The 22,786-nt window shown below is 42.2% G+C and carries 14 protein-coding genes, 3 tRNA genes, 3 rRNA genes and 2 pseudogenes; 10 read left to right on the top strand and 12 right to left on the bottom strand.

What is annotated here, in order from left to right; translation table 11 throughout:
• Positions 1 to 55 precede the first annotated feature (55 nt).
• From gpsA to IM45_RS00940, 4 genes are all read left to right on the top strand, one after another.
• A complete protein-coding gene (gpsA, locus tag IM45_RS00955) occupies positions 56 to 1,075 on the top strand; it encodes an NAD(P)H-dependent glycerol-3-phosphate dehydrogenase (protein ID WP_038498110.1) in 1,020 nt (339 codons plus the stop codon).
• A 33-nt stretch (positions 1,076 to 1,108) separates the two neighbouring features.
• A complete protein-coding gene (cysE, locus tag IM45_RS00950; protein WP_038498107.1) occupies positions 1,109 to 1,924 on the top strand; it encodes a serine O-acetyltransferase in 816 nt (271 codons plus the stop codon).
• 221 nt (positions 1,925 to 2,145) lie between these two features.
• Positions 2,146 to 3,108: a 6-phosphofructokinase gene (pfkA, locus tag IM45_RS00945; protein WP_038499487.1), complete on the top strand. Its 963-nt coding sequence runs from the start codon at positions 2,146 to 2,148 to the stop codon at positions 3,106 to 3,108.
• Between the two features lie 78 nt (positions 3,109 to 3,186).
• On the top strand, positions 3,187 to 4,182 hold the full coding sequence (locus IM45_RS00940) for a sulfate ABC transporter substrate-binding protein (protein WP_038498103.1): 996 nt from the start codon (positions 3,187 to 3,189) through the stop codon (positions 4,180 to 4,182).
• Positions 4,183 to 4,198: 16 nt separating this feature from the next.
• On the opposite strand, the gene tpiA is transcribed toward IM45_RS00940, so the two are convergent.
• Positions 4,199 to 4,990 carry a triose-phosphate isomerase gene (tpiA, locus tag IM45_RS00935; RefSeq protein WP_038498098.1) on the bottom strand — a complete coding sequence of 264 codons (792 nt, stop codon included), beginning with the start codon at positions 4,988 to 4,990 and terminating at the stop codon, positions 4,199 to 4,201.
• Positions 4,991 to 5,212: 222 nt separating this feature from the next.
• Between tpiA and zapB the strand changes: the two are divergent.
• A pseudogene (gene zapB, locus IM45_RS00930) lies at positions 5,213 to 5,454 on the top strand (cell division protein ZapB).
• Positions 5,455 to 5,511: 57 nt separating this feature from the next.
• Here zapB and hslU read toward each other — a convergent pair.
• From hslU to priA, 3 genes are all read right to left on the bottom strand, one after another.
• Positions 5,512 to 6,846 carry an HslU--HslV peptidase ATPase subunit gene (gene hslU, locus IM45_RS00925; protein WP_038498095.1) on the bottom strand — a complete coding sequence of 445 codons (1,335 nt, stop codon included), beginning with the start codon at positions 6,844 to 6,846 and terminating at the stop codon, positions 5,512 to 5,514.
• A 4-nt stretch (positions 6,847 to 6,850) separates the two neighbouring features.
• Positions 6,851 to 7,393, bottom strand: a complete 543-nt coding sequence (gene hslV, locus IM45_RS00920; protein ID WP_038498092.1) for an ATP-dependent protease subunit HslV — start codon at positions 7,391 to 7,393, stop codon at positions 6,851 to 6,853.
• A 484-nt stretch (positions 7,394 to 7,877) separates the two neighbouring features.
• Positions 7,878 to 10,082 (bottom strand): primosomal protein N', encoded by a 2,205-nt coding sequence (priA, locus tag IM45_RS00910; RefSeq protein ID WP_038498085.1) that lies wholly within the window; start codon positions 10,080 to 10,082, stop codon positions 7,878 to 7,880.
• Positions 10,083 to 10,290: 208 nt separating this feature from the next.
• Between priA and rpmE the strand changes: the two genes are divergently transcribed.
• The gene (gene rpmE, locus IM45_RS00905; protein WP_038498082.1) at positions 10,291 to 10,506 is read left to right on the top strand and encodes a 50S ribosomal protein L31; all 216 of its coding nucleotides are present in this window, start codon (positions 10,291 to 10,293) and stop codon (positions 10,504 to 10,506) included.
• Between the two features lie 24 nt (positions 10,507 to 10,530).
• Here the strand turns inward: rpmE and metJ are convergent, their stop codons facing one another.
• Positions 10,531 to 10,848 (bottom strand): met regulon transcriptional regulator MetJ, encoded by a 318-nt coding sequence (gene metJ, locus IM45_RS00900; protein WP_038498079.1) that lies wholly within the window; start codon positions 10,846 to 10,848, stop codon positions 10,531 to 10,533.
• Positions 10,849 to 11,187: 339 nt separating this feature from the next.
• Between metJ and IM45_RS03765 the strand changes: the two are divergent.
• Both IM45_RS03765 and metF read left to right on the top strand, forming a co-directional pair.
• Positions 11,188 to 12,052, top strand: a pseudogene (locus IM45_RS03765) (PLP-dependent transferase).
• 157 nt (positions 12,053 to 12,209) lie between these two features.
• Positions 12,210 to 13,127 carry a methylenetetrahydrofolate reductase gene (gene metF / locus IM45_RS00890; RefSeq protein ID WP_038498076.1) on the top strand — a complete coding sequence of 306 codons (918 nt, stop codon included), beginning with the start codon at positions 12,210 to 12,212 and terminating at the stop codon, positions 13,125 to 13,127.
• 29 nt (positions 13,128 to 13,156) lie between these two features.
• On the opposite strand, the gene trmA is transcribed toward metF, so the two are convergent.
• Complete coding sequence (gene trmA / locus IM45_RS00885; protein WP_038498071.1) at positions 13,157 to 14,278, bottom strand: tRNA (uridine(54)-C5)-methyltransferase TrmA; 1,122 nt, start codon at positions 14,276 to 14,278, stop codon at positions 13,157 to 13,159.
• Between the two features lie 167 nt (positions 14,279 to 14,445).
• Here trmA and glyQ point away from each other — a divergent pair, with 167 nt between their 5' ends.
• Complete coding sequence (gene glyQ, locus IM45_RS00880) at positions 14,446 to 15,369, top strand: glycine--tRNA ligase subunit alpha (protein ID WP_038498068.1); 924 nt, start codon at positions 14,446 to 14,448, stop codon at positions 15,367 to 15,369.
• A gap of 8 nt (positions 15,370 to 15,377) precedes the next feature.
• Positions 15,378 to 17,486: a glycine--tRNA ligase subunit beta gene (gene glyS / locus IM45_RS03615; protein WP_051984630.1), complete on the top strand. Its 2,109-nt coding sequence runs from the start codon at positions 15,378 to 15,380 to the stop codon at positions 17,484 to 17,486.
• Here glyS and IM45_RS00875 read toward each other — a convergent pair.
• The 6 genes from IM45_RS00875 to IM45_RS00850 all read right to left on the bottom strand — a co-directional run bounded on the left by IM45_RS00875 (position 17,468) and on the right by IM45_RS00850 (position 22,605).
• Positions 17,468 to 17,541, bottom strand: a tRNA-Trp gene (locus IM45_RS00875). The genes glyS and IM45_RS00875 overlap by 19 nt on opposite strands.
• 32 nt (positions 17,542 to 17,573) lie before the next feature.
• A tRNA-Asp gene (locus IM45_RS00870) sits at positions 17,574 to 17,650 on the bottom strand.
• Positions 17,651 to 17,663: 13 nt separating this feature from the next.
• A 5S ribosomal RNA gene (rrf, locus tag IM45_RS00865) occupies positions 17,664 to 17,779 on the bottom strand.
• Positions 17,780 to 17,849: 70 nt separating this feature from the next.
• Positions 17,850 to 20,754: ribosomal RNA gene (locus tag IM45_RS00860) — 23S ribosomal RNA — on the bottom strand.
• A 106-nt stretch (positions 20,755 to 20,860) separates the two neighbouring features.
• Positions 20,861 to 20,933 (bottom strand) — tRNA-Glu (locus IM45_RS00855).
• Between the two features lie 120 nt (positions 20,934 to 21,053).
• Positions 21,054 to 22,605 (bottom strand): 16S ribosomal RNA (locus tag IM45_RS00850).
• Together the 16S, 23S and 5S rRNA genes with 3 tRNA genes alongside form the textbook arrangement of a ribosomal RNA operon.
• Positions 22,606 to 22,786: the final 181 nt, after the last annotated feature.

The raw sequence follows: 22,786 nt of genomic DNA, 5'->3' as shown, positions 1-22,786 counted from the left end.
GATTAAAAGTAAAAGAATAATGCTAAAATAGTTCATCGACGCGAAGCTCCTAGTTATGTCAGCAGCTACCTCTATAATTGTGATTGGTGCCGGTTCTTACGGCACAGCTCTAGCGATTACCCTGGCTCGCAACGGTCATAAGGTATTATTATGGGGGCATGATCCAGACCATATCCATGCGCTTAAAGTAGCGCGGTGTAATCATATTTTTTTGCCGGATGTACTATTCCCACCTACATTAGACTTAGAAACATCTTTACCAGTAGCATTAGCCGCTAGCCGTAACGTGCTTATTGTGGTGCCGAGCCATGTATTTGGTAGCGTACTAAAGCAAATGAAACCGCATTTACGTCACGATGCACGTATTGTCTGGGCTACTAAGGGATTAGAAATCAAAACAGGACGCCTACTGCAAGATGTGGCACGGGATATACTGGGTGGACATATCCCTCTAGCCGTCATATCTGGACCTACCTTTGCCCGTGAAGTTGCTGCTGGATTGCCTACTGCTATCGCACTAGCTGCTACCGATGTGACCTTCCGCACAGATTTGCAACAGCTACTACATTGCGGGAAAAATTTTCGTGTTTATAGCAATCTAGATTTAATTGGCGTTCAGTTAGGAGGCGCGGTCAAAAATGTTATTGCGATCGGAGCTGGTATCTCTGATGGTATCGGCTTTGGCGCTAATGCACGCACAGCGCTCATAACCCGTGGTTTAGCGGAAATGTCACGTCTTGGTGCTGCTATGGGGGCAGCACTAAGCACTTTTATGGGTATGGCTGGTTTAGGAGACTTAGTATTAACCTGTACCGATAATCAGTCGCGTAACCGACGTTTTGGCTTGTTACTGGGGCAGGGCGCTGAGGTTAATACAGCACAAAAGAGTATTGGTTTTGTAGTTGAGGGTTATGGTAATACCAAAGAGGTGCTGGAGCTCGCTGCCCGCTACAGAGTAGAGATGCCGATTACCGAACAGATATACCAGGTATTATATCAGAATAAAAATGCCCATGATGCTGCATTAACGCTACTTGGGCGCGACCAAACAGATGAGAAAATAGGTAGTTTATAATATCAACTAATTTTCGATTAATAGGTAAACTATATGTCTATTAAACAGTTAGAACTAGTATGGAATAGCATCAAAGCTGAGGCACGATTGCTAGCAGATTGTGAACCCATGCTAGCTAGTTTTTTTCATGCTACCTTATTAAAACACGAGAACTTAGGTAGCGCGCTGAGCTATATGCTAGCAAATAAGCTGTCTAATCCTATTATGCCAGCAATTGCTATCAGAGAAGTTGTAGAGGAGGCCTATAGGGCTGATCCAGGAATGATATTTGCTGCCGCACGTGATATCCATGCGGTACGCTTACGTGATCCAGCAGTAGATAAATATTCAACTCCCCTACTATATCTCAAGGGAGTTCATGCGCTGCAGGCCTATCGTATCGGTCACTGGCTATGGTACCAAAATCGTCAGGCACTAGCAGTTTATTTCCAGAATCAGATTTCGGTGTCCTTCGGTGTCGATATTCATCCAGCGGCACGTATTGGCTGTGGCATCATGCTTGACCACGCCACAAGCATCGTTATTGGTGAAACTGCTGTGGTCGAAAATGATGTTTCGATACTACAGTCAGTAACATTAGGCGGTACTGGTAAAACAAGTGGTGATCGTCATCCGAAAATTCGTGAAGGGGTTATGATTGGAGCGGGTGCTACCATACTAGGTAATATTGAAGTAGGAAAGGGCGCTAAAATTGGCGCTGGTTCGGTGGTTCTGCGTTCTGTACCGCCTCATACCACAGCAGCCGGAGTACCGGCTAGAATCGTGGGTAAACCAGATAGCGATCGCCCATCAGAAGAGATGGATCAGTTTTTTAGTAGTCCTGGTTTTCAATTCGGTGATGGTATCTAAAGCTTGTAAAGCTTGATAGATAAACGAAACATCTATAGCATCATAATTTTATAGATCCTTACTTAATACTAGGATAGGACAAACTACTCTACTGAGAATGTCATCTCTTTTCTTTTTTGAATCATATTTCTTTCTTGAATCACATTTGATAATAGCTGTTATAACAGATGCACAATAGTTTTTTAAGTTAAGAGGTTGTTATGATTAAGAAAGAGGTTGTTATGATTAATAAAATAGGTGTACTGACAAGCGGCGGTGATTCCCCTGGGATGAATGCTGCTATCCGGGGTGTAGTGAGGGCTGGGCTTTCGGAAGGCTTAGAGGTCTACGGTATCTATGATGGCTACTTGGGCCTTTGTCAAGATCGCATCAAGAAACTAGATCGTTATAGTGTATCCGATATCATTAACCGTGGCGGTACTTTTCTGGGGTCAGCGCGTTTCCCTGATTTTCATAAAGCAGCAATACGGGCTATCGCTCTTGATAATATGAATAAATATGGCTTGGATGCCCTAGTAGTCATCGGCGGGGATGGTTCTTATATGGGCGCCAAACGCCTAACTGAAATGGGTTTTCCCTGCATAGGCTTACCTGGCACTATTGATAATGATGTAGCTGGAACTGATTACACCATCGGTTACTTTACTGCTTTGGAGACCGTGATAGAAGCCATTGACCGTTTGCGTGATACGTCTACATCTCATCAGCGTATTTCCATCGTAGAAGTTATGGGGCGTTATTGTGGTGATCTCACCATGGCAGCAGCTATCGCAGGTGGTTGCGAATTTATTATTTTACCTGAAGTAGAATTTAAACCTGAAGATTTAGTATCAGAAATTAATGCTAGCATTGCGAAAGGTAAAAAGCATGCGATTATTGCAATAACAGAGTATATTTGTCATGTCTCTGAACTTGCGCTGTACATTGAAAAAGAGACAGGGCGCGAAACTCGCGCCACGGTTTTGGGCCATATTCAGCGTGGTGGTAACCCAGTCGCTTATGATCGTATTATTGCATCAAGGATGGGAGCATACTCTATTGAACTACTGCTGCAGGGATATGGCGGCCGTTGTGTTGGCATACAAAATGAACTACTCGTACATCATGATATTACAGACGCTATTGAAAATATGAAACGTCCTTTCCGCAGTGATGTTCTGGAAATGGCGCGTAAACTATTCTAATTTATCTGCTTTACCAGCCTGCCTTTTCTATGATTGTATTGAATAATACCTTTTTACATGTATTTGAGGGAGTAGATAATGTTAAAATTACCGTCTGGGTTACTATTGATATTGCTATCAGCAAATATCTTCGCCAAAGAAATAAGTTTGCTGAATATTTCCTACGATCCCACCCGCGAGTTTTTCCAAGAGTATAACAAAGCATTTACCGAATATTGGCACCATAAAACTGGTGATCATATAACAGTACGTCAGTCTCACGGAGGTTCTAGTAAACAAGCAACATCGGTAATAAATGGTATTGAAGCTGATATAGTTACCCTCGCATTAGCCTCAGATGTCGACGCGATTGCTGAGCATACGCTTATTGATAAAAATTGGATTACTCGCCTACCAGACAACTCAGCACCCTATACGTCGACTATAGTATTCCTGGTGCGTAAAGGAAATCCCCACAATATTCATGACTGGGAAGATTTGATCCAACCCGGAGTCTCTGTTATAACGCCTAATCCCAAAACTTCTGGCGGCGCCCGCTGGAATTATCTAGCTGCCTGGGGTTATGCTCTGTCTCACAATAATTACGATCCTGTGAAAGCACAACAGTTTGTTAAAGCTCTGTACAAAAATGTGAGCGTATTGGATTCAGGTGCTCGTAGTGCTACCAATACATTTGTGGAGCGCGGACAGGGTGATGTACTAATAGCTTGGGAAAATGAGGCATTACTAGCAATCAATAAGCTAAATAGTCAGAGTAATCAGCTGGAAATTGTGACGCCAAGCGAGTCAATATTGGCAGAGCCAACAGTAGCTGTTGTCGATCGAATTGTTGATAAAAAAGGTACCCGTGAGGTTGCAAATGCTTACTTGAAGTATCTTTACTCTCCTGAAGGCCAGCGCATCGCGGCGAAAAACTACTATCGGCCGCGCGACGCCAGCATTACGAAAGAATTCATTAATGAATTTCCAAAGCTCAAACTCTTTACCTTAGATGATACCTTCGGTAATTGGCAGAAAGCTAAGAAAGAGCATTTTTCCAATGGTAGCAGCTTCGATCAGATCCATCAGCGATAAGATAACCATAACAAGTTTATAAGCAGCAGCTAGCGAGAGCTAGCTTTTGTTTTGCTTGCACGGCTGCTTTTACGATAGCAGCGAAGACATCTGCATTCAGTGAGGCACCGCCGACCAACGCTCCATCGATATCCGGCTGGGTGAAAAATGCCGCGGCATTGCCAGCGTTTACTGAACCTCCGTACTGAATAATCACCTGCTCTGCTACAGTGTTATCATGAAGAACAAGATAGTCTCGAATAAATTTATGTACTGTTTGTGCCTGAAACGGATTAGCGGATTTACCGGTAGAGATAGCCCAAAGAGGCTCATAGGCTATAACTGAATTTTCAAAAGCTTTCGCTCCTATTCTGTTCAGTACTGCGTCAAGTTGGCTAGCGCAAACTGCTTCTGTCTGGTGAGCGTCATTCTCAGCTTTGCTTTCTCCTATGCATAAAACTGGAATTAGTCCTTCATTTTTTATGATCGCAAATTTATCAGCGATATCTTGATTACTTTCTTTATGGTAGGAACGGCGTTCAAAATGTCCAATGATAATATATTTTACGCCAATATCTTTCAGCATATTGGCGGAAATTTCACCTGTAAACGCGCCAGAAACATGGAGATCAACGTTCTGCGCGCACAGCGCAATGCGGCTATCAGCCAGATTATATTTAGCTTTATCAAGATATATCATCGGCGGAGCTATAGCAACGTCGCAACCGATGATATTACTTAATTTATTACGTAGTGCAGTGATTAAATGGTTTACCATATGTTTGTTGCCGTTAAGTTTCCAGTTACCAATAATTAACGGATGTCGCATTTTATTTTCTCTATTACGGTTACGGAAACAACGAGCTTAAGAAAATTACGGTTATGAAGCAATCTTTTTACCTTTTTGCTGAAGCTGAAAGTGTTCAGAATTCATGAAGACAAACAATGTGTCTAGACAGAAGCAGAATAGCTACTTAAAATAAAACTTCGTATCAAAAAGTATGTATAAAGCTGTTTAGAAAATTTTCAAGGTAATGGTAAGGGTAAATTAATGGGATTTGAAGTTTTTGATAAGCTCGAAGCAAAAGTTCAGCAAGCAATTGACACTATTACTCTTCTGCAGATGGAAATAGAAGAGCTCAAAAGAAAAAAATAATCACTTAAATCATGAATTACAACAGGCACAACACAGTAGTGAGTCGCTGGTCAGCAAAAATGAGCAGCTGAAAAAAAGAACAAGATGTTTTACAAGAACGTCTGTGCCGTTTATTGAGCAAGATGGATGAAGTATAGTTACTATAATATAGTAATATATTATTAGTATATTTAGTATTTTGACTATATGAGAGGTTACAAAATAAATCTACTCAAATCTTCATCAGATACTAACTCATCGAGATGACTGCGAACATAATCTGCGTCAATAGAAATTGTTTTACCATGCCATTCGCTAGCGTCGTAGGAAATTTCCTCCATCAAACGCTCCAGAACAGTGTGCAGGCGTCGAGCCCCGATGTTCTCCGTACGCTCGTTGACCTGCCAAGCTGTTTCGGCAATACGCTTTATGCCGTCTTCGGTGAAAGAAATACTCACTCCTTCAGTGGCCATGAGTGCAATATACTGCATGGTAAGCGAAGCACTAGGTTCAGTAAGAATCAGTTGGAAATCTTTAGGAGTGAGAGCTTCGAGCTCAACGCGAATCGGCAGGCGTCCTTGTAGCTCAGGTATTAGATCTGACGGGCTGGCAACCTGAAAAGCGCCAGAAGCTATGAACAAAATATGGTCCGTTTTGACCATGCCATGCTTAGTAGATACTGTACAACCTTCCACCAGAGGTAGTAGATCTCGCTGTACACCTTCACGGGATACATCTGGCCCAGAAACTTCACCGCGTTTACAAATCTTGTCTATTTCATCGATGAATACGATACCATGTTGCTCAACTGCCTCTATAGCTTTCTCTTTAATCTCTTCTTGGTTAATAAGCTTAGCTGCTTCTTCTTCGATTAATAGCTTCATCGCTTCTTTAATTTTCATTTTGCGCGATTTTTGCTTCTGACCAGCGAGATTTTTAAACATAGACTGGAGTTGATTAGTCATCTCTTCCATGCCAGGAGGGGCCATGATTTCGACGCCTATCGGTGCAGCGGCGAGATTGATCTCAATTTCTTTGTCATTCAGTTCACCTTCCCGTAACTTTTTGCGGAAATGCTGGCGGGTACTTGAAGGCTCATTGTTTTCTTCCATCTGACCCCAATTATTTGGAGCTGGTTGCGGGATTAACACATCTAGTACTCGTTCTTCTGCTCTTTCTTCCGCACGGAAACGGTTTTTTTCCATTGATTGCAGACGTACCATTTTGACTGCAGCATCGGTTAAATCACGAATAATGGAATCAACTTCTTTGCCTACGTAACCTACTTCGGTAAATTTAGTAGCTTCTACTTTAATAAAAGGAGAGTTAGCTAGTTTGGCTAGGCGCCGCGCTATTTCAGTCTTACCTACGCCGGTAGGGCCAATCATGAGAATATTTTTCGGGGTAACTTCATGACGTAGTGTTTCATCTAGTTGCATACGACGCCAGCGATTACGCAACGCGATGGCTACTGCTCGTTTAGCATTGTACTGGCCTACAATATAGTCATCGAGTTCGTTGACGATTTCGCGTGGAGTCATTTGAGACATATTTTCAATATCCTTCAGCTTTGGACGTTAATTCTTCAATGGTATGGAATTGATTGGTGTAGATACAGATATCTCCAGCAATTTTCAATGATTTTTCCACAATTTCACGGGCGCTGATATTCGTATTTTCCAATAAAGCGCGAGCCGCTGATTGCGCATATGGTCCACCGGAACCAATAGCAATTAAGTCGTTTTCCGGCTGTACTACATCGCCATTTCCGGTAATTATTAGGGATGCATTTTCGTCTGCTACAGCTAGAAGCGCTTCTAGACGGCGCAGCATACGGTCGGTACGCCAGTCTTTAGCTAACTCCACGGCAGCTTTAACTAAATGTCCTTGATATATTTCTAGTTTACGTTCAAATAATTCGAATAATGTTAATGCATCGGCGGTACCACCAGCAAAACCAGCAATAACTTTGTCATTATAATATAGTCTACGAACTTTGCGTACGTTACCCTTCATTACAGTATTACCTAGAGTAGCCTGGCCATCACCACCAATGACAACATGATTGTTACGACGTACGCTGACGATTGTTGTCACGAGCAACTCCTTATAAATGAAAATAGTAATCACCACGCGATGACATGCGTGGATAAGATAAGTTAACCATTAAATGGGGTAGGATTTAATGTTTTCAACCCCCATGTTGATCAATCTGCTTGCTCCCTATAAACTAGCAGTAAGACGTATACCTATCTCTAGCGGTTCTCTAGTTCACTGATATAGCGCCAGCGTTCCTTTGGTTTAGGGGGTAATCCATTGCCTGTATGCTTTTTTATAATTGGTACCATCACTGACTTGTCCGATTTGTTATGTACTCTAAAAAAGTTAATACCGCTCACAAAGGCTATTAATACTAATAGTAATATCATCGTAAAAAAATTTTTTTTACGATGGTTTTTTTTATGCCGTGTACTAGAAACACGATCTATATAGTCTATTTGTGCCACTATAATTTTGTCCAGAGTTAACTAACTTTATATACTTTGTTATGATGTTGCTATTACCTGATATCGTACAAGTATCAGCTGTCAATAGGATCTACATCTAATGACCATTTTACTTTACGCGCTTGGGAAAGCGTTCCCACCAATGGTAAAATAGTTGTTACAAGTCGCTGTAACTGTAACCTTGATGGATGTGACAATAATAGTTGCCAACGGAACCTTCCGCAACGCTTAGGCGCTAATGCTGGTATAGGACCCATTAACAAAAGTGCTTTATCGTGCCCCGGATGATCATCTAATAATTGACGTAATTGGTCTAGAAATAATTCTGCCTGGTTGTTATCATGATCTTCCGCACGAAAAAGAATATGATTAGTAAAAGGCGGCAAACCAGCTTGTCGACGTTCTTCCAGCATTTGTAGGGCGAAGTCCATATATCCGTAGCTAAGTAGTGTCTGTAGCAGAGGATGCTCCGGATAATAGGTTTGCAATAACACTTCTCCTTGCTTGCCAGCGCGGCCCGCACGGCCGGATACCTGAGTATAAAGCTGGGCGAAACGCTCAGCGGCGCGAAAATCGCTAGAAAAAAGCGCACCGTCTACATCTAATAAAGATACTAAAGTTACGTCGGGAAAATGGTGTCCTTTGGCAAGCATTTGTGTCCCGATTAAAATACGCTCACCACCACTTTTAACCTGGGCTAAAAAACACTCTAGTGCTCCTTTACGCGCAGTGGTGTCACGATCGATACGCGTCACAGGCACGGTAGGAAATTGCCGCGCTAGCGCTTCCTCAAGTTGCTCTGTGCCCAAACCTACTGGTACAAGCTGAGTTGAACCGCATTGTGAACACTGAGACGACACCGGACGTTGACTATAGCAGTGATGGCAGCGTAACTGGTGTTGCTGCTGATGAAAAGTATAGTAGTGATCGCACCGCTGGCACTCAGCTATCCACCCGCACTCATGACACAGTAGCGCTGGCGCAAAACCGCGTCGGTTGAGAAAAAGCATGACTTGATTGCCGGCTTCTAAGTGCCGTCGCATTTTTTGTACTAGTGCCGTAGATAGCCCGTTAGTCAGCTGCTGGCCTTTTAAATCTACCAATTGCTGACTGGCGAGTTGAGCATTACCAATACGCTTTCCTAGCGTTAATTGATGGTATTTGTTCTGTTGTACATTATAGAGAGTCTCCAAAGCCGGTGTGGCAGTACCAAGTATAATTGGTACATTCTCCTCGCGAGCGCGAAATACCGCTAGGTCACGGGCGTTATAGCGCCAACCATCATGCTGCTTATACGAGCAGTCGTGTTCCTCGTCGATGACAATCAGTCCTAGCCTAGCAAAGGGAGTGAATAGCGCGGAGCGTGTACCGATTACGATGGCACTTTCGCCAAGCCTCACTTTCCGCCAAACAGTCAATCTTTCTTGGTGATTCAGCCCGGAATGTAGCACTTCCACCGGAGCATGGAAGCGCTCGCGAAAGCGGGCGATAGTTTGCGGAGTTAAGCCTATTTCTGGCACGAGAACCAAAGCTTGTTTCCCTTTTGAGAGAATATTTTCTAGTACTGTAAGATAGACTTCTGTTTTACCCGCTCCCGTAACACCAGCAAGTAACCAGACACCATATTGCTCATCCTTGCTGCGGATAGCACCCACAGCGGTAGTTTGCTCCGCATTCAGCCTAAGTCGCTGATGTTCGCTATTTACCCTAAATATAGTACGCCAGTCGTCTTTTACTACCGGAAGTGCACGCAAGTTGCATAATCCTTTTATACGCAGTGCCTGTAACGCTGCGTCGTCCAGTTGTAAATCGCTAACTTGATGACGATAAAACGGCCCGCTCAGTAGCGCTGTTAGCGCCTTTTGTTGCTTAGGAGCTCGTTTTAAACTATTGAGTAAAGTTCTACTACCTTTGTGAGTAGCGAACCATTGCCACATTGGTGCTATTTCTGCTGGCTTACCCCGGCGAATCAGTACTGGCAAGGAGTGAAATAAAACTTTGCCGGCTGGATAGTGGTAATAGCTAATCGACCAAATCAAAATGCGCCATAAGCTATCAGAAAATAGCGACTGGCTATCTAGGACTTCAGTAACAAGTTTTAGCTGATCTGGTGCTAGCTTACTACGTACATGAATTGCTGTAATGATACCAATGACCTGGCGATGACCGAACGGAACCCGTACCCTCCCTCCTACGACTGCTTGGTTTGCGTTATCGGATAGTAAATAATCGAAAGTTCGTGCCAGTGGCACAGGTAGAGCAACGTTAATAACGAGCATTAGTTTATTCCGGAGTAAAAAGAGCTAACTAGATGTGCGTATGATATATAGATTAATTTGCCAAAATCGGTTGCATTCTGTATTATCCGTCGCCTTTGATGTCATATCACATATCAGACGACTTCAAAGTGATGAAACTTAACATTTAATTCGTGTGGCTTATAGTTAAAATCGTCGATAGCGACACAATCTGACGAATAGGTGTCCCATGCAAAAAAATATACATCCAAAATACTTTGAAATTACGGCTATCTGTTCTTGTGGTAATATTATCAAAACTCATTCCACTTTATACCATAACTTGAACTTAGACGTATGTAGTGCTTGTCATCCGTTTTATACTGGTAAGCAACGTATTGTTAATACTCGCGGTCGTGTTGAACGTTTTCATAAGCGTTTTCGTATTCCAGTTAGCAAAAATTAGGGTTCGAATAGTGCTATATCAGTATCAATAAACCCAAGTATCGGGATCTATCCCGATTTCACGCATCATTTTTTTTGCAACTTCTGGGATTTCGTCGTTATGTACTTTGCGTAAATCATGATCGTTAGGTAAAGGCTGGCCAGTAAAAGCATGCAGAAAAGCTTCGCACAGCAGCTCACTATTCGTGGCGTGGCGCAGGTTATTAACCTGGCGCCGGGTTCTTTCGTCAGTCAGAATTTTCAGTACTTTCAATGGAATGGAAACTGTAATTTTTTTTACTTGTTCACTTTTTTTACCACTTTCAGCATAAGGGCTGATATACTCACCTTTCCATTCTGCCATGGTGTACCTTAAGATTTCATTACACTAATATTAATTAGTAGACAAAGACAATTAGCTAATTATGCCGTATCCACTAGAAACACACTACTTAATGTTAATGTTCGTGCTAGATAAATCTACGCTATCTAAAAATTTTTTCATTACTCTATCCTTATTATTAGGTAGTATGCACGATAATACTAAGATTAAATTTTTATTATTTAATTTAGCATAATTTTAGCTTTTATTATTACTTGCTTAACTTACAAAATAAGCAGTAAAAACTTCTAGATGTGTAGACGTCTACAATTATGCGCTTTACTCTTTTATCCTAACTTTGATAAGTCAGGATACGAGAATATGACACGCAAACAAGCCACCATAGCCGTTTGCAGTGGATTAAATAATGATAAGTAATTTGGCTGTCTCGTACCACCGATAACCTGATCTAGCACATTGAATTTTATTCAATTCAACCAACCACGCACCCATGATTACTCACGATGTGGAAATCCAACTAGGGATGCAGCGTACACTGACTAGGTTGGAAGGCGGAGCAGGAGTAGTGATGACCAGCAGCGGTATGTCTGCCATCCATCTCGTGTGCACGATGTTACTGAAACTAGGTAATTTGCTAGTTACGCCCTATGACTGTTATGGTGGTCGTTATCTTCTGTTCGAAAGCCTAGTCAGCGGGGCGCCTATAAAGTACAGTTTATAGACCAAGGTAATGAATAAACTCTGGCGGCTACGCAATCCTTTGCTACGAGTTGTAGACAATACAATACCTTTATGAGTCAGTCCGGCTCTACAATAACCGCTAGCGTTAGGAGCTGATCTCATGGCATGGTGCACTCCTGCACCAAGTATCTTAACGGACACTCTGATGTGATGGTCGGCGCTGTAATTGCCAAGTAATGCTCAGGAAATCGTCGCTTATTTACAGCAACACCCCCAGGTTAAAAAATTATATGATCCAGAATTACCCGGGCATCCTAGCTATAAAAGTGATACGGAGATGAAACCGCACTATACAGTTTTTTTAGGAGCGCTAGAACTGTTTACCCTGGGTGGAGTAGAGAGCCTAATATCCCACGCAACGACTATAACTCATGCAGGGGAAGGGAAGGCTCCTGAATCGCGGGCCCGTGCCGGTATCGGGGATAGTGAAGATTTAATTGCAGATATCGCACAAGCTTTACAAGCTGGACAGCATATTAGCTAGCTTATATTTATCACTATAACTATAAGTCAATTTGAACTTTATTCAAGATCTTTGAATATTTTTCTCAGTAGTCAATTATTTAATTGACGTTACTCTTAATTTACTTCATTTTCTGTCCACATATTTATAACCTGATCTTATGAGGTCAAGTAAAGGCATGAGTTTATTTCACGTTTATCAGCAAGAAGTACTAAATCAGAATTTAGCTGAACTCCAGGGTAATATAAACGTTTCTTTTGAGTTTTTTCCTCCTCGTACTAGTCAAATGGAACTATCTTTCTGGAATTCTCTCGACCGGTTAAGTCAACTTCAACCAATTTTTGTCTCTGTTACTTACGGCGCTAATTCAGGAGAACGTAAGCGTACCTACAGTATTATCAAAGAGATTAAAGAACGTACTGGATTAGAGGCAGTGCCGCATTTGACCTGTATCGATGCTTCGCAGCCTGCACTACAGGAAATAGTACAAGAGTATTGGCGCAGCGGGATTCGTCATATCGTAGCGCTACGCGGTGACCTACCTCCTGGTTGCAACCGGCAGGCTATGACGATGTATGGCTTAGATTTGGTAGTACTATTGAAAACCGTGGGTGATTTCGAGATTTCTGTGGCTGCCTATCCAGAAGTTCATCCGGAAGCGCGAAGCGCTCAATCTGACTTAATGAATCTTAAAAGAAAAGTAGATGCTGGCGCCAGCCGCGCCATTACTCAGTTTTTTTTTAATGTTGAGAGCTACCTGCGGTTCCGTGATCGCTGCTTGGCAGCGGGTATCGATACTGAAATCGTGCCTGGAATTATGCCGGTATTTAATTTTCGTCAGTTACAGCGTTTTGCAGCTATGACCAACGTAAAAGTACCACACTGGATGAGTGTCATGTTTGATGGACTTGATCAAGATATAGAAACAAGCAAGATGGTGGGTGCTTCTATTGCCATAGATATAGTTAAAATTCTAAGCCGCGAGGGTGTTAAGGATTTTCATTTCTATACGCTCAACCGGGATGAGTTAACATATACGATCTGTCATACCCTAGGGGTACGTCCTAAAATCAAAAATAAACCAGTTGTTAGTTAACAATAATATTATTAGTTGAGTTGAAAACTTTAATATTTTGTATATTTAGCTTTACGTACTAACAATAGACCGCACTCTATATGGTTGGTATAGGGAAATTGATCGAACAACGCCAGTAGTTCTATTGTATGCGATGCAGCAAGCATCGATAGATTGTGGCACAATGATTTAGGATTACAAGATATATAAATAATACGTGGATAAGCTTGCACCATCTTCGTTGTAACCTCATCGAGGCCACTTCGCGGTGGATTAACAAAAATAGTTTCGCATTGGTAACTGTGTAGATCTATATTCCTCATACGCGTGAACTCACGTTTTCCCTGTATCGCCTGGGTAAACTCTGTTGCCGACATACGGATGATCTGCACATTCTCTATCTTATTAGCAATAAGATTATGTTGTGCCGCCTCTACTGACGGTTTTGCTATTTCTGTAGCCAATATACGTTCGAAATTACAAGCTAGCGCTAATGAGAAGTTACCATTACCACAGTATAGTTCTAGTAAATCTCCACGTGATTCTTGAGTAGCCTCTAAAGCCCACTCCAGCATCTTAATATTGATTCCGGCATTAGGTTGAGTGAAGCTATTTTCTATTTGTCGGTAATTGAGTATACGTCCTGATACAGGTAGAAATTCTTCCGCATAATTACATTCTATACAAATTTTTTGTTTGGCAGCGCGGCTAATGAGATTAACCTGATAACCTTTAGCGCGTAAATCTTCACGTAGCTGAGTTGCATGCTTACGCCATTCTTTTTCTTCGGGAGATTGGTGATAAATCAGCGTTATTACAGCTTCACCGCTTAAAGTAGTAAGATAATCTAGCTGAAATAATTTATTGCGTAAAACTCGTGACGACCGCACCGCCGCAATCATAGCGCTCATAAGTTCGTTCATCAGCAGGCTGCCGGCCATAAAATGATCAATAGGAATGTGTTTTTTGGTCTGCGGATCGAACATAATATGAAAAATATTGTCGTAATCATGCCAAACACGAAATTCGGCGCGCATGCGGTAATTGATAGGTTGGGAATCAAAGATTTTTACATAAGGAGCATGAAACTGAGCCATAATTTGCTGTAGGTATCTTGCTTTTTCTTTCAGTTGCCGTTCATAATCTTCTATGAATAGAGTTTCTGGCGTCATTATATTTTACTTTTCTATTTATGATGGAAGCTACCGTAGTGTTAAAAAGATGTTCTAATCTCTTGTTATTTAACACACAATTAAATTATCATATAGATACTTTTTAAGTAAAGTTTTTGAGTTCATCGTTAATCTGTCTTTTAATAGCCCATAATACTGTAAGTAAAATGCCAAATGATTATGGTAATACTTTTACCTTTCAGAGTCTGATTATGACACTTCAGGATTACTGGGCGCGCTATGGTTGTACTATTGTACAACCACTAGATGTTGAGGTCGGTGCTGGTACCTCACATCCTATGACCTGCCTGCGAGCTCTGGGCCCAGAGCCAATTGCTGTTGCCTATGTTCAACCGTCGCGTCGTCCTACTGATGGTAGGTATGGTGCAAACCCGAATCGTTTACAGCACTATTATCAATTTCAAGTAATGCTTAAACCTTCACCAAAAAATATTCAGGAAGTATATCTCAATTCTCTGAAAACCATTGGACTAGATACGACCATTAATGACATCCGCTTCGTAGAAGATAATTGGGAAAATCAGACGCTGGGCGCTTGGGGATTAGGCTGGGAAGTATGGCTCAACGGTATGGAAGTTACTCAATTTACTTATTTTCAACAAGTAGGTGGTTTTGAGTGCCAACCAGTGACAGGTGAGATCACTTATGGCCTCGAGCGAATCGCTATGTTTTTACAAAGTGTTGAAAGCGTTTATGATCTTATCTGGAACGAAGGTGCGCTTGGCTGTACAACTTATGGCGAAATTTTTCATCAAAATGAAGTTGAGCAATCAACTTATAATTTTGAATATGCTAATACTGATTTCTTATTTAATTGTTTTGAACAATATGAAAAAGAAGCGCTTAACCTTCTAACTCTAGAAAAACCACTTCCGTTACCTGCTTATGAATGTGTCCTTAAAGCTGCGCATAACTTTAATATGCTCGATGCCCGTAAAGCTATTTCTGTTACAGAACGACAATGCTATATCTTTCGTCTCCGAAATATGACTAAGACAGTAGCAAAAATCTACTATGCTTCGCGTAAAGCGCTTGGGTTTCCGATGTGTAAGTTAAGCCATAACACATAGGTATATAAATGCATACAAAAACTTTTCTTGTAGAAATTGGTACAGAAGAGTTGCCAGCTAAAAAGCTACGTTCGTTGGCACAAGTTTTTGCAGCTAATGTTAGCATTGAACTTGATAGTGCTCGTATTAGTTATGAAAAAATCAACTGGTTCGCAGCTCCGCGCCGTCTAGCACTTAAAGTAATGAGTATGAACAGCAGTGCTCATACTGATAGCTGTTATATTGAAAAAAGAGGACCAGCTGTTGCTCAAGCTTTTGATGCTGAAGGTAAACCAACTAAAGCTGCGATAGGCTGGGCGCGTTACTGCGGCATAACAGTAAATCAAGCTGAACGTCTTTCTACAGATAAAGGAGAGTGGCTAATTTACAAAATGTTAGTCATTGCTCAGCCCGTGCAATCACTATTATGCAATATAGTTCGTAACGCACTAGATAAATTATCATTATCATTTCCAAAAGTAATGCGCTGGGGAGATCAACACTATAAATTTATTCGTCCTGTACGTACAGTAACCTTATTGCTAGACGATCAGGTGATTCCAGGCAACATCTTAGGCATTAACTCAGATCGTATAATTCGCGGCCATCGCTTCATGGGTGAAACAAAAATAAGCCTATTGCACGCTGATTGCTATCCTCAGGTGCTTCTAGAACGTGGACGGGTAATGGCAGACTATGAGCTACGCAAAAAAATTATCAGTCATGATGTAGCAGCTGCAGCTAAAAAAATAGGAGGTATCGCAGATATAAACGATAGCCTATTAGAAGAGGTAACATCGTTGGTTGAATGGCCGATAGTGCTCATTGCCAGTTTTGAAGAGAAGTTCTTGGCAGTACCTACTGAAGCACTAGTGTATACTATGATAAATGATCAAAAATATTTTCCTATCTATAATACAGAACAAAAATTGTTACCGTACTTTATTTTGGTCGCTAATATAGAGTCTAAAAATGTATTAACTGTTATCGCTGGAAATGAAAAAGTAGTCCGTTCCCGTCTAGCAGATGCAGAGTTTTTTTTTAATACCGACCGTAAGCGACGGCTAGAAGATAACTTATCACTTCTAGATACTGTTATGTTCCAAATACAACTCGGTACTCTTCGTGAGAAAAGTACTCGTATTGAACTTTTAGCCAGTTGGATTGCCGAAATTATTGCTACTAACGTTAAGCAGGCGTCACGTGCAGGTTTATTATCTAAATGTGACTTAATGACTAATATGGTGTTTGAGTATCCTGAAATTCAGGGCGTTATAGGTATGCATTATGCCCGACTAGATGGCGAACCTGAGTATGTTGCATTAGCACAAAAAGAACAGTATCTACCCAGGTTTGCTGGTGATAATTTACCTACAACATTTGTTTCCTGCGCAGTTGCAATCGCAGATAAAATTGATACCTTAGTTGGAATTTTTGGCATTAATCAGCATCCTAAGCATGATAAAGATCCATTCGCCCTACGCCGTGCTGCGCTGGGTGTCCTACGTATTATCGTAGAAAAACAATTGCCTCTCGATTTACAAGCATTAATAGAAAAAGCTGTACTTTTATACCAAGATAAACTGACTAATAAAGCTGTAGTAAATGATGTTATTAACTTTATGTTGAATCGTTTACGCGCCTTGTATCAGAATCATGGTTACAGTAGCGATACTATTCATGCAGTACTAGCGCCTCGACCGACTAAACTAATAGACTTTGATGCTCGTATACGTGCTTTGAGTAAATTCCGTAAACTTCCTGATGCGCAGGCACTCACAGCCATAAATAAGCGCGTTTTTAATATTCTTACTAAATCTCAAGCTATCGCTATTATTAAGGGTGATGTTAAAATGTTTCTCTTGCAGGAGCCAGAGGAAATTAACCTCATGAATTATATAATAATATTGCGTAAGGAACTACAACCATTTTTTGCTACAGATAGATATTATGATGCGTTAGTAAAATTAGTGAGTTTACGTAAACTCGTGGATACTTTATTCGATAAAGTCATGATTATGACTGAAAAGGAAGAAGTACGTATGAATCGCTTAACCTTACTTGATAATTTACGTCAATTATTCTTACAGATAGCTGATTTAGCTCTATTACAAGAAGACAGGGGCGGAGAGATTTGAACTCCCAACTTCCGGTTTTGGAGACCGGTGCTCTACCAAGTTGAACTACGCCCCTATTAGTATTAGGATGTATATGTTAGGTTGGGTTGGCGGTGCGGACGGGACTCGAACCCGCGACCCCCGGCGTGACAGGCCGGTATTCTGACCAACTGAACTACCGCACCTTAAAAAGGTATTGCCTGGCAGTTTCCTACTCTCACATGGGGAAACCCCACACTACCATTGGCGCTACGGTATTTCACTTCTGAGTTCGGTATGGTATCAGGTGGGACCACCGCGCTATTGCCACCAGGCAATTTTTTCAGTAATTAAATTAACTTTGTTGTAAACATTTAAAATTAAACTAAATATTTTAGGTGTTGTAAGGTTAAGTCTCACGGGTCATTAGTATCTGTTAGCTCAACGCCTCACAGCGCTTACACATCAGACCTATCAACGTTATAGTCTTTAACGTCCCTTTAGGAGGCTTAAACTTCAGCCTCAGGGAAGACTCATCTTGAGGCAAGTTTCCCGCTTAGATGCTTTCAGCGGTTATCTTTTCCGCACATAGCTACCGGGCAATGCCATTGGCATGACAACCCGCACACCAGCGGTGCGTCCACTCCGGTCCTCTCGTACTAGGAGCAGCCCCTCTCAATCTTCCAACGCCCATGGCAGATAGGGACCGAACTGTCTCACGACGTTCTAAACCCAGCTCGCGTACCACTTTAAATGGCGAACAGCCATACCCTTGGGACCTACTTCAGCCCCAGGATGTGATGAGCCGACATCGAGGTGCCAAACACCGCCGTCGATATGAACTCTTGGGCGGTATTAGCCTGTTATCCCCGGAGTACCTTTTATTCGTTGAGCGATGGCCCTTCCATTTAGAACCATCGGATCACTAAGACCTGCTTTCGCATCTGCTTGAATTGTCACTCTCGCAGTTAAGCTAGCTTATGCCTTTGCACTAACCTCACGATGTCCGACCGTGATTAGCTAACCTTTGTGCTCCTCCGTTACTTTTTAGGAGGAGACCGCCCCAGTCAAACTACCCACCAGACACTGTCTTCAATCCGGATTACGGACTAGAGTTAGAACATAAAACATTAAAGGGTGGTATTTCAAGGTTGGCTTCATGTAGACTGGCGTCTACACTTCAAAGCCTCCCACCTATCCTACACATCAAAGTTTGATATTCAGTATCAAGCTATAGTAAAGGTTCACGGGGTCTTTCCGTCTTGCCACGGGTACACCGCATCTTCACGGCGAATTCAATTTCACTGAGTCTCGGGTAGAGACAGTCTGGCCATCATTACGCCATTCGTGCAGGTCGGAACTTACCCGACAAGGAATTTCGCTACCTTAGGACCGTTATAGTTACGGCCGCCGTTTACCGGGGCTTCGATCAAGAGCTTAGTGACTCTATTAATTAACCTTCCGGCACCGGGCAGGCGTCACACCGTATACGTCCACTTTCGTGTTTGCACAGTGCTGTGTTTTTAATAAACAGTTGCAGCCAGCTGGTATCTGCGACTGGCTTCAGCGTTAGGAGCAAGTCCTATAACTTACATGCCAGCGTGCCTTCTTCCGAAGTTACGGCACCATTTTGCCTAGTTCCTTTACCCGAGTTCTCTCAAGCGCCTTAGTATTCTCTACCTGACTACCTGTGTTGGTTTGAGGTACGATTTTATGTAACCTGAAGCTTAGAGGCTTTTCTTGGAAGCATAGCATCAATTCCTTTACCATTGGAATGGTTAGTCATCACGCCTTAGTGTTATGAAAAAGCGGATTTGCCTACTTTTTCCACCTACACGTTTAAACCGGGACAACCGTTACCCGGCGAACTTAGCTTTCTTCGTTCCCCCTTCGCAGTTACATCTAGTACAGGAATATTAACCTGTTTTCCATCGACTACGCCTTTCGGCCTCGCCTTAGGGGTCGACTTACCCTGCTCCGATTACCGTTGAACAGGAAACCTTAGTCTTTCGGCGAGCGGGTTTTTTACCCGCTTTATCGTTACTTATGTCAGCATTCGCACTTCTGATACCTCCAGTATATTTTACAATATACCTTCACAGGCTTACAGAACGCTCCTCTACCCAGCAATATGCAAATATTGCTGCCGCAGCTTCGGTGCATAGTTTAGCCCCGTTACATTTTCCGCGCAGGACGACTCGACCAGTGAGCTATTACGCTTTCTTTAAATGATGGCTGCTTCTAAGCCAACATCCTGGTTGTTTATGACTTCCCACTTCGTTTCCCACTTAACTATGACTTTGGGACCTTAGCTGGCGGTCTGGGTTGTTTCCCTTTTCACGATGGACGTTAGCACCCATCGTGTGTCTCCCGTGATAACATTCTTTAGTATTCGTAGTTTGCATTGGGTTGGTAACCCAGAATGGACCCCTAGCCAAAACAGTGCTCTACCCCCAAAGATGAATTCACGAGGCGCTACCTAAATAGCTTTCGAGGAGAACCAGCTATCTCCCGGTTTGATTGGCCTTTCACCCCTAGCCACAAGTCATCCGCTAATTTTTCAACATTAGTCGGTTCGATCCTTCAGTTAGTGTTACTTAACCTTCAATCTGCTCATGGCTAGCTCACCGGGTTTCGGGTCTATATCCTGCAACTAAACGCCCAATTAAGACTCGGTTTCCCTACGGCTCCCCTATATGGTTAACCTTGCTACAGAATATAAGTCGCTGACCCATTATACAAAAGGTACGCAGTCACATTTTAAAAATGCTTCTACTGCTTGTACGTATACGGTTTCAGGTTCTATTTCACTCCCCTTACCGGGGTTCTTTTCACCTTTCCCTTACGGTACTAGTTCACTATCGATCAGTCAGGAGTATTTAGCCTTAGAGGATGGTCCCCCCATCTTCAAACAGGATACCACGTGTCCCGCTTTACTTTTTAAGCTCACAGCTTATATATTTTTGAATACAGGGCTATCACCTATTATTGCTGTTTTTTCCAAACACATTTTTCTAACATATAAACTGATGATGGCTTTAGGCTGTTCCCTGTTCGCTCGCCACTACTGAGGGAATCTCGGTTGATTTCTTTTCCTCAGGATACTTAGATGTTTCAGTTCTCCTGGTTCGCTTTATTAAGCTATGAATTTACTTAATAATGATACAAAAATTTGTATCGGGTTTTCCCATTCGGATATCATCGGTTGATAATGCTTCCTATCAGCTTACCGATGCTTTTCGCAGATTAGCACGTCCTTCATCGCCTCTGACTGTCTAGGCATTCACCGTATACGCTTAGTTACTTAACCTCACAACCCTAAAATATTTTGTTATTTTGAGTTTAATTTTAAATTGTTAAAGAACAAACATACTAAATTTACATTTATACAAATTGTATCTAATAATTGTTGCATTCGTCCCCTAGGGGAGTTGAACCCCTGTTGCTGCCGTGAAAGGGCAGCGTCCTAGACCACTAGACGAAGGGGACATAAATAAAAATTATATGTAAATACTATATTTAAATAAATATACATACTTTATTAATAGTTATTAATAATAACTAGATAATTTGTGTGGACACATCACAATTTTATTTAACTTTTTAGTGTAAGGAGGTGATCCAACCGCAGGTTCCCCTACGGTTACCTTGTTACGACTTCACCCCAGTTATGAATCACAAAGTGGTAAGCGCCCTCTCGTATTATGAGTTAAGCTACTAACTTCTTTTGCAATACACTCCCATGGTGTGACGGGCGGTGTGTACAAGGCCCGGGAACGTATTCACCGTGGCATTCTGATCCACGATTACTAGCGATTCCGACTTCATAGAGTCGAGTTGCAGACTCTAATCCGGACTACGATGCACTTTATGAGGTTTGCTAACTCTTACGAGATTGCTTCTCTTTGTATGCACCATTGTAGCACGTGTGTAGCCCTACTCGTAAGGGCCATGATGACTTGACGTTATCCTCACCTTCCTCCGGTTTATCACCGGCAGTCTCCTTTGAGTTCCCGACTTAATCGTTGGCAACAAAGGATAAGGGTTGCGCTCGTTGCGGGACTTAACCCAACATTTCACAACACGAGCTGACGACAGCCATGCAGCACCTGTCTCAGAGTTCCCGAAGGCACTAAAGCTTTTCTGCTTTATACTCTGGATGTCAAGAGTAGGTAAGGTTTTTCGCGTTGTATCGAATTAAACCACATGCTCCACCGCTTGTGCGGGCCCCCGTCAATTCATTTGAGTTTTAACCTTGCGGTCGTACTCCCCAGGCGGTCGATTTAATGCGTTAGCTTCGAAAGCTATAGCTCAAGGCTACAACCTTCAAATCGACATCGTTTACAGCGTGGACTACCAGGGTATCTAATCCTGTTTGCTCCCCACGCTTTCGTACTTGAGCGTCAGTTTTCGTCCAGGGGGGCGCCTTCGCCACTGGTATTCTTCCAGATCTCTACGCATTTCACCGCTACACCTGGAATTCTCCCCCCCTCTACGAGACTCTAGCTTACCAGTTTCAAATGCAATTCCTAGGTTAAGCCTAGGGCTTTCACACCTGACTAAATAAACCGCCTACATACGCTTTACGCCCAGTAATTCCGATTAACGCTTGCACCCTCCGTCTTACCGCGGCTGCTGGCACGGAGTTAGCCGGTGCTTCTTTTGCGGGTAACGTCAATTGACAATTATTATTAGTAACTTCATTTTCTTCCCCGCTGAAAGTGCTTTACAACCCGAAGGCCTTCTTCACACACGCGGTATAGCTGCATCAGGGTTTCCCCCATTGTGCAAGATTCCCCACTGCTGCCTCCCGTAGGAGTCTGGACCGTGTCTCAGTTCCAGTGTGGCTGGTCATCCTCTCAGACCAACTAGAGATCGTTGCCTAGGTGAGCTATTATCTCACCTACTAGCTAATCTCATCTGGGTTCATCTTATGGCATGAGGCCTAAATTAGGTCCCCCATTTTGGTCTGACGACATTATGCGGTGTTAGCTATCGTTTCCAATAGTTATCCCTCTCCATAAGGTAGATCCCCAGATATTACTCACCCGTTCGCCGCTTGCCGGCAAAGTAATTAATTTACTTTCCGATGCCGCTCGACTTGCATGTGTTAAGCTTACCGCCAGCGTTCAATCTGAGCCATGATCAAACTCTTCAATTGAAAATTGTTTACTTAAAAAATTATTCATAAAAAACAATGTTATTAGTTTTTTAAGTTTTTAACTATTTTTTGCGTGTGTCCACACAAATTATCTAATCAATTATTAAAGAGCATTGTCGAATAAGATAATTATTAATCGACATTGTTTATATGTTACCTGATCTTACTGATCAGTCAAGAG

Source organism: Candidatus Palibaumannia cicadellinicola, assembly GCF_000754265.1.
Lineage (GTDB): Bacteria > Pseudomonadota > Gammaproteobacteria > Enterobacterales > Enterobacteriaceae > Baumannia > Baumannia cicadellinicola_B.
The sequence above is the reverse complement of the archived record's forward strand: the minus strand, read 5'-3'. Positions and strand labels throughout refer to the sequence as shown.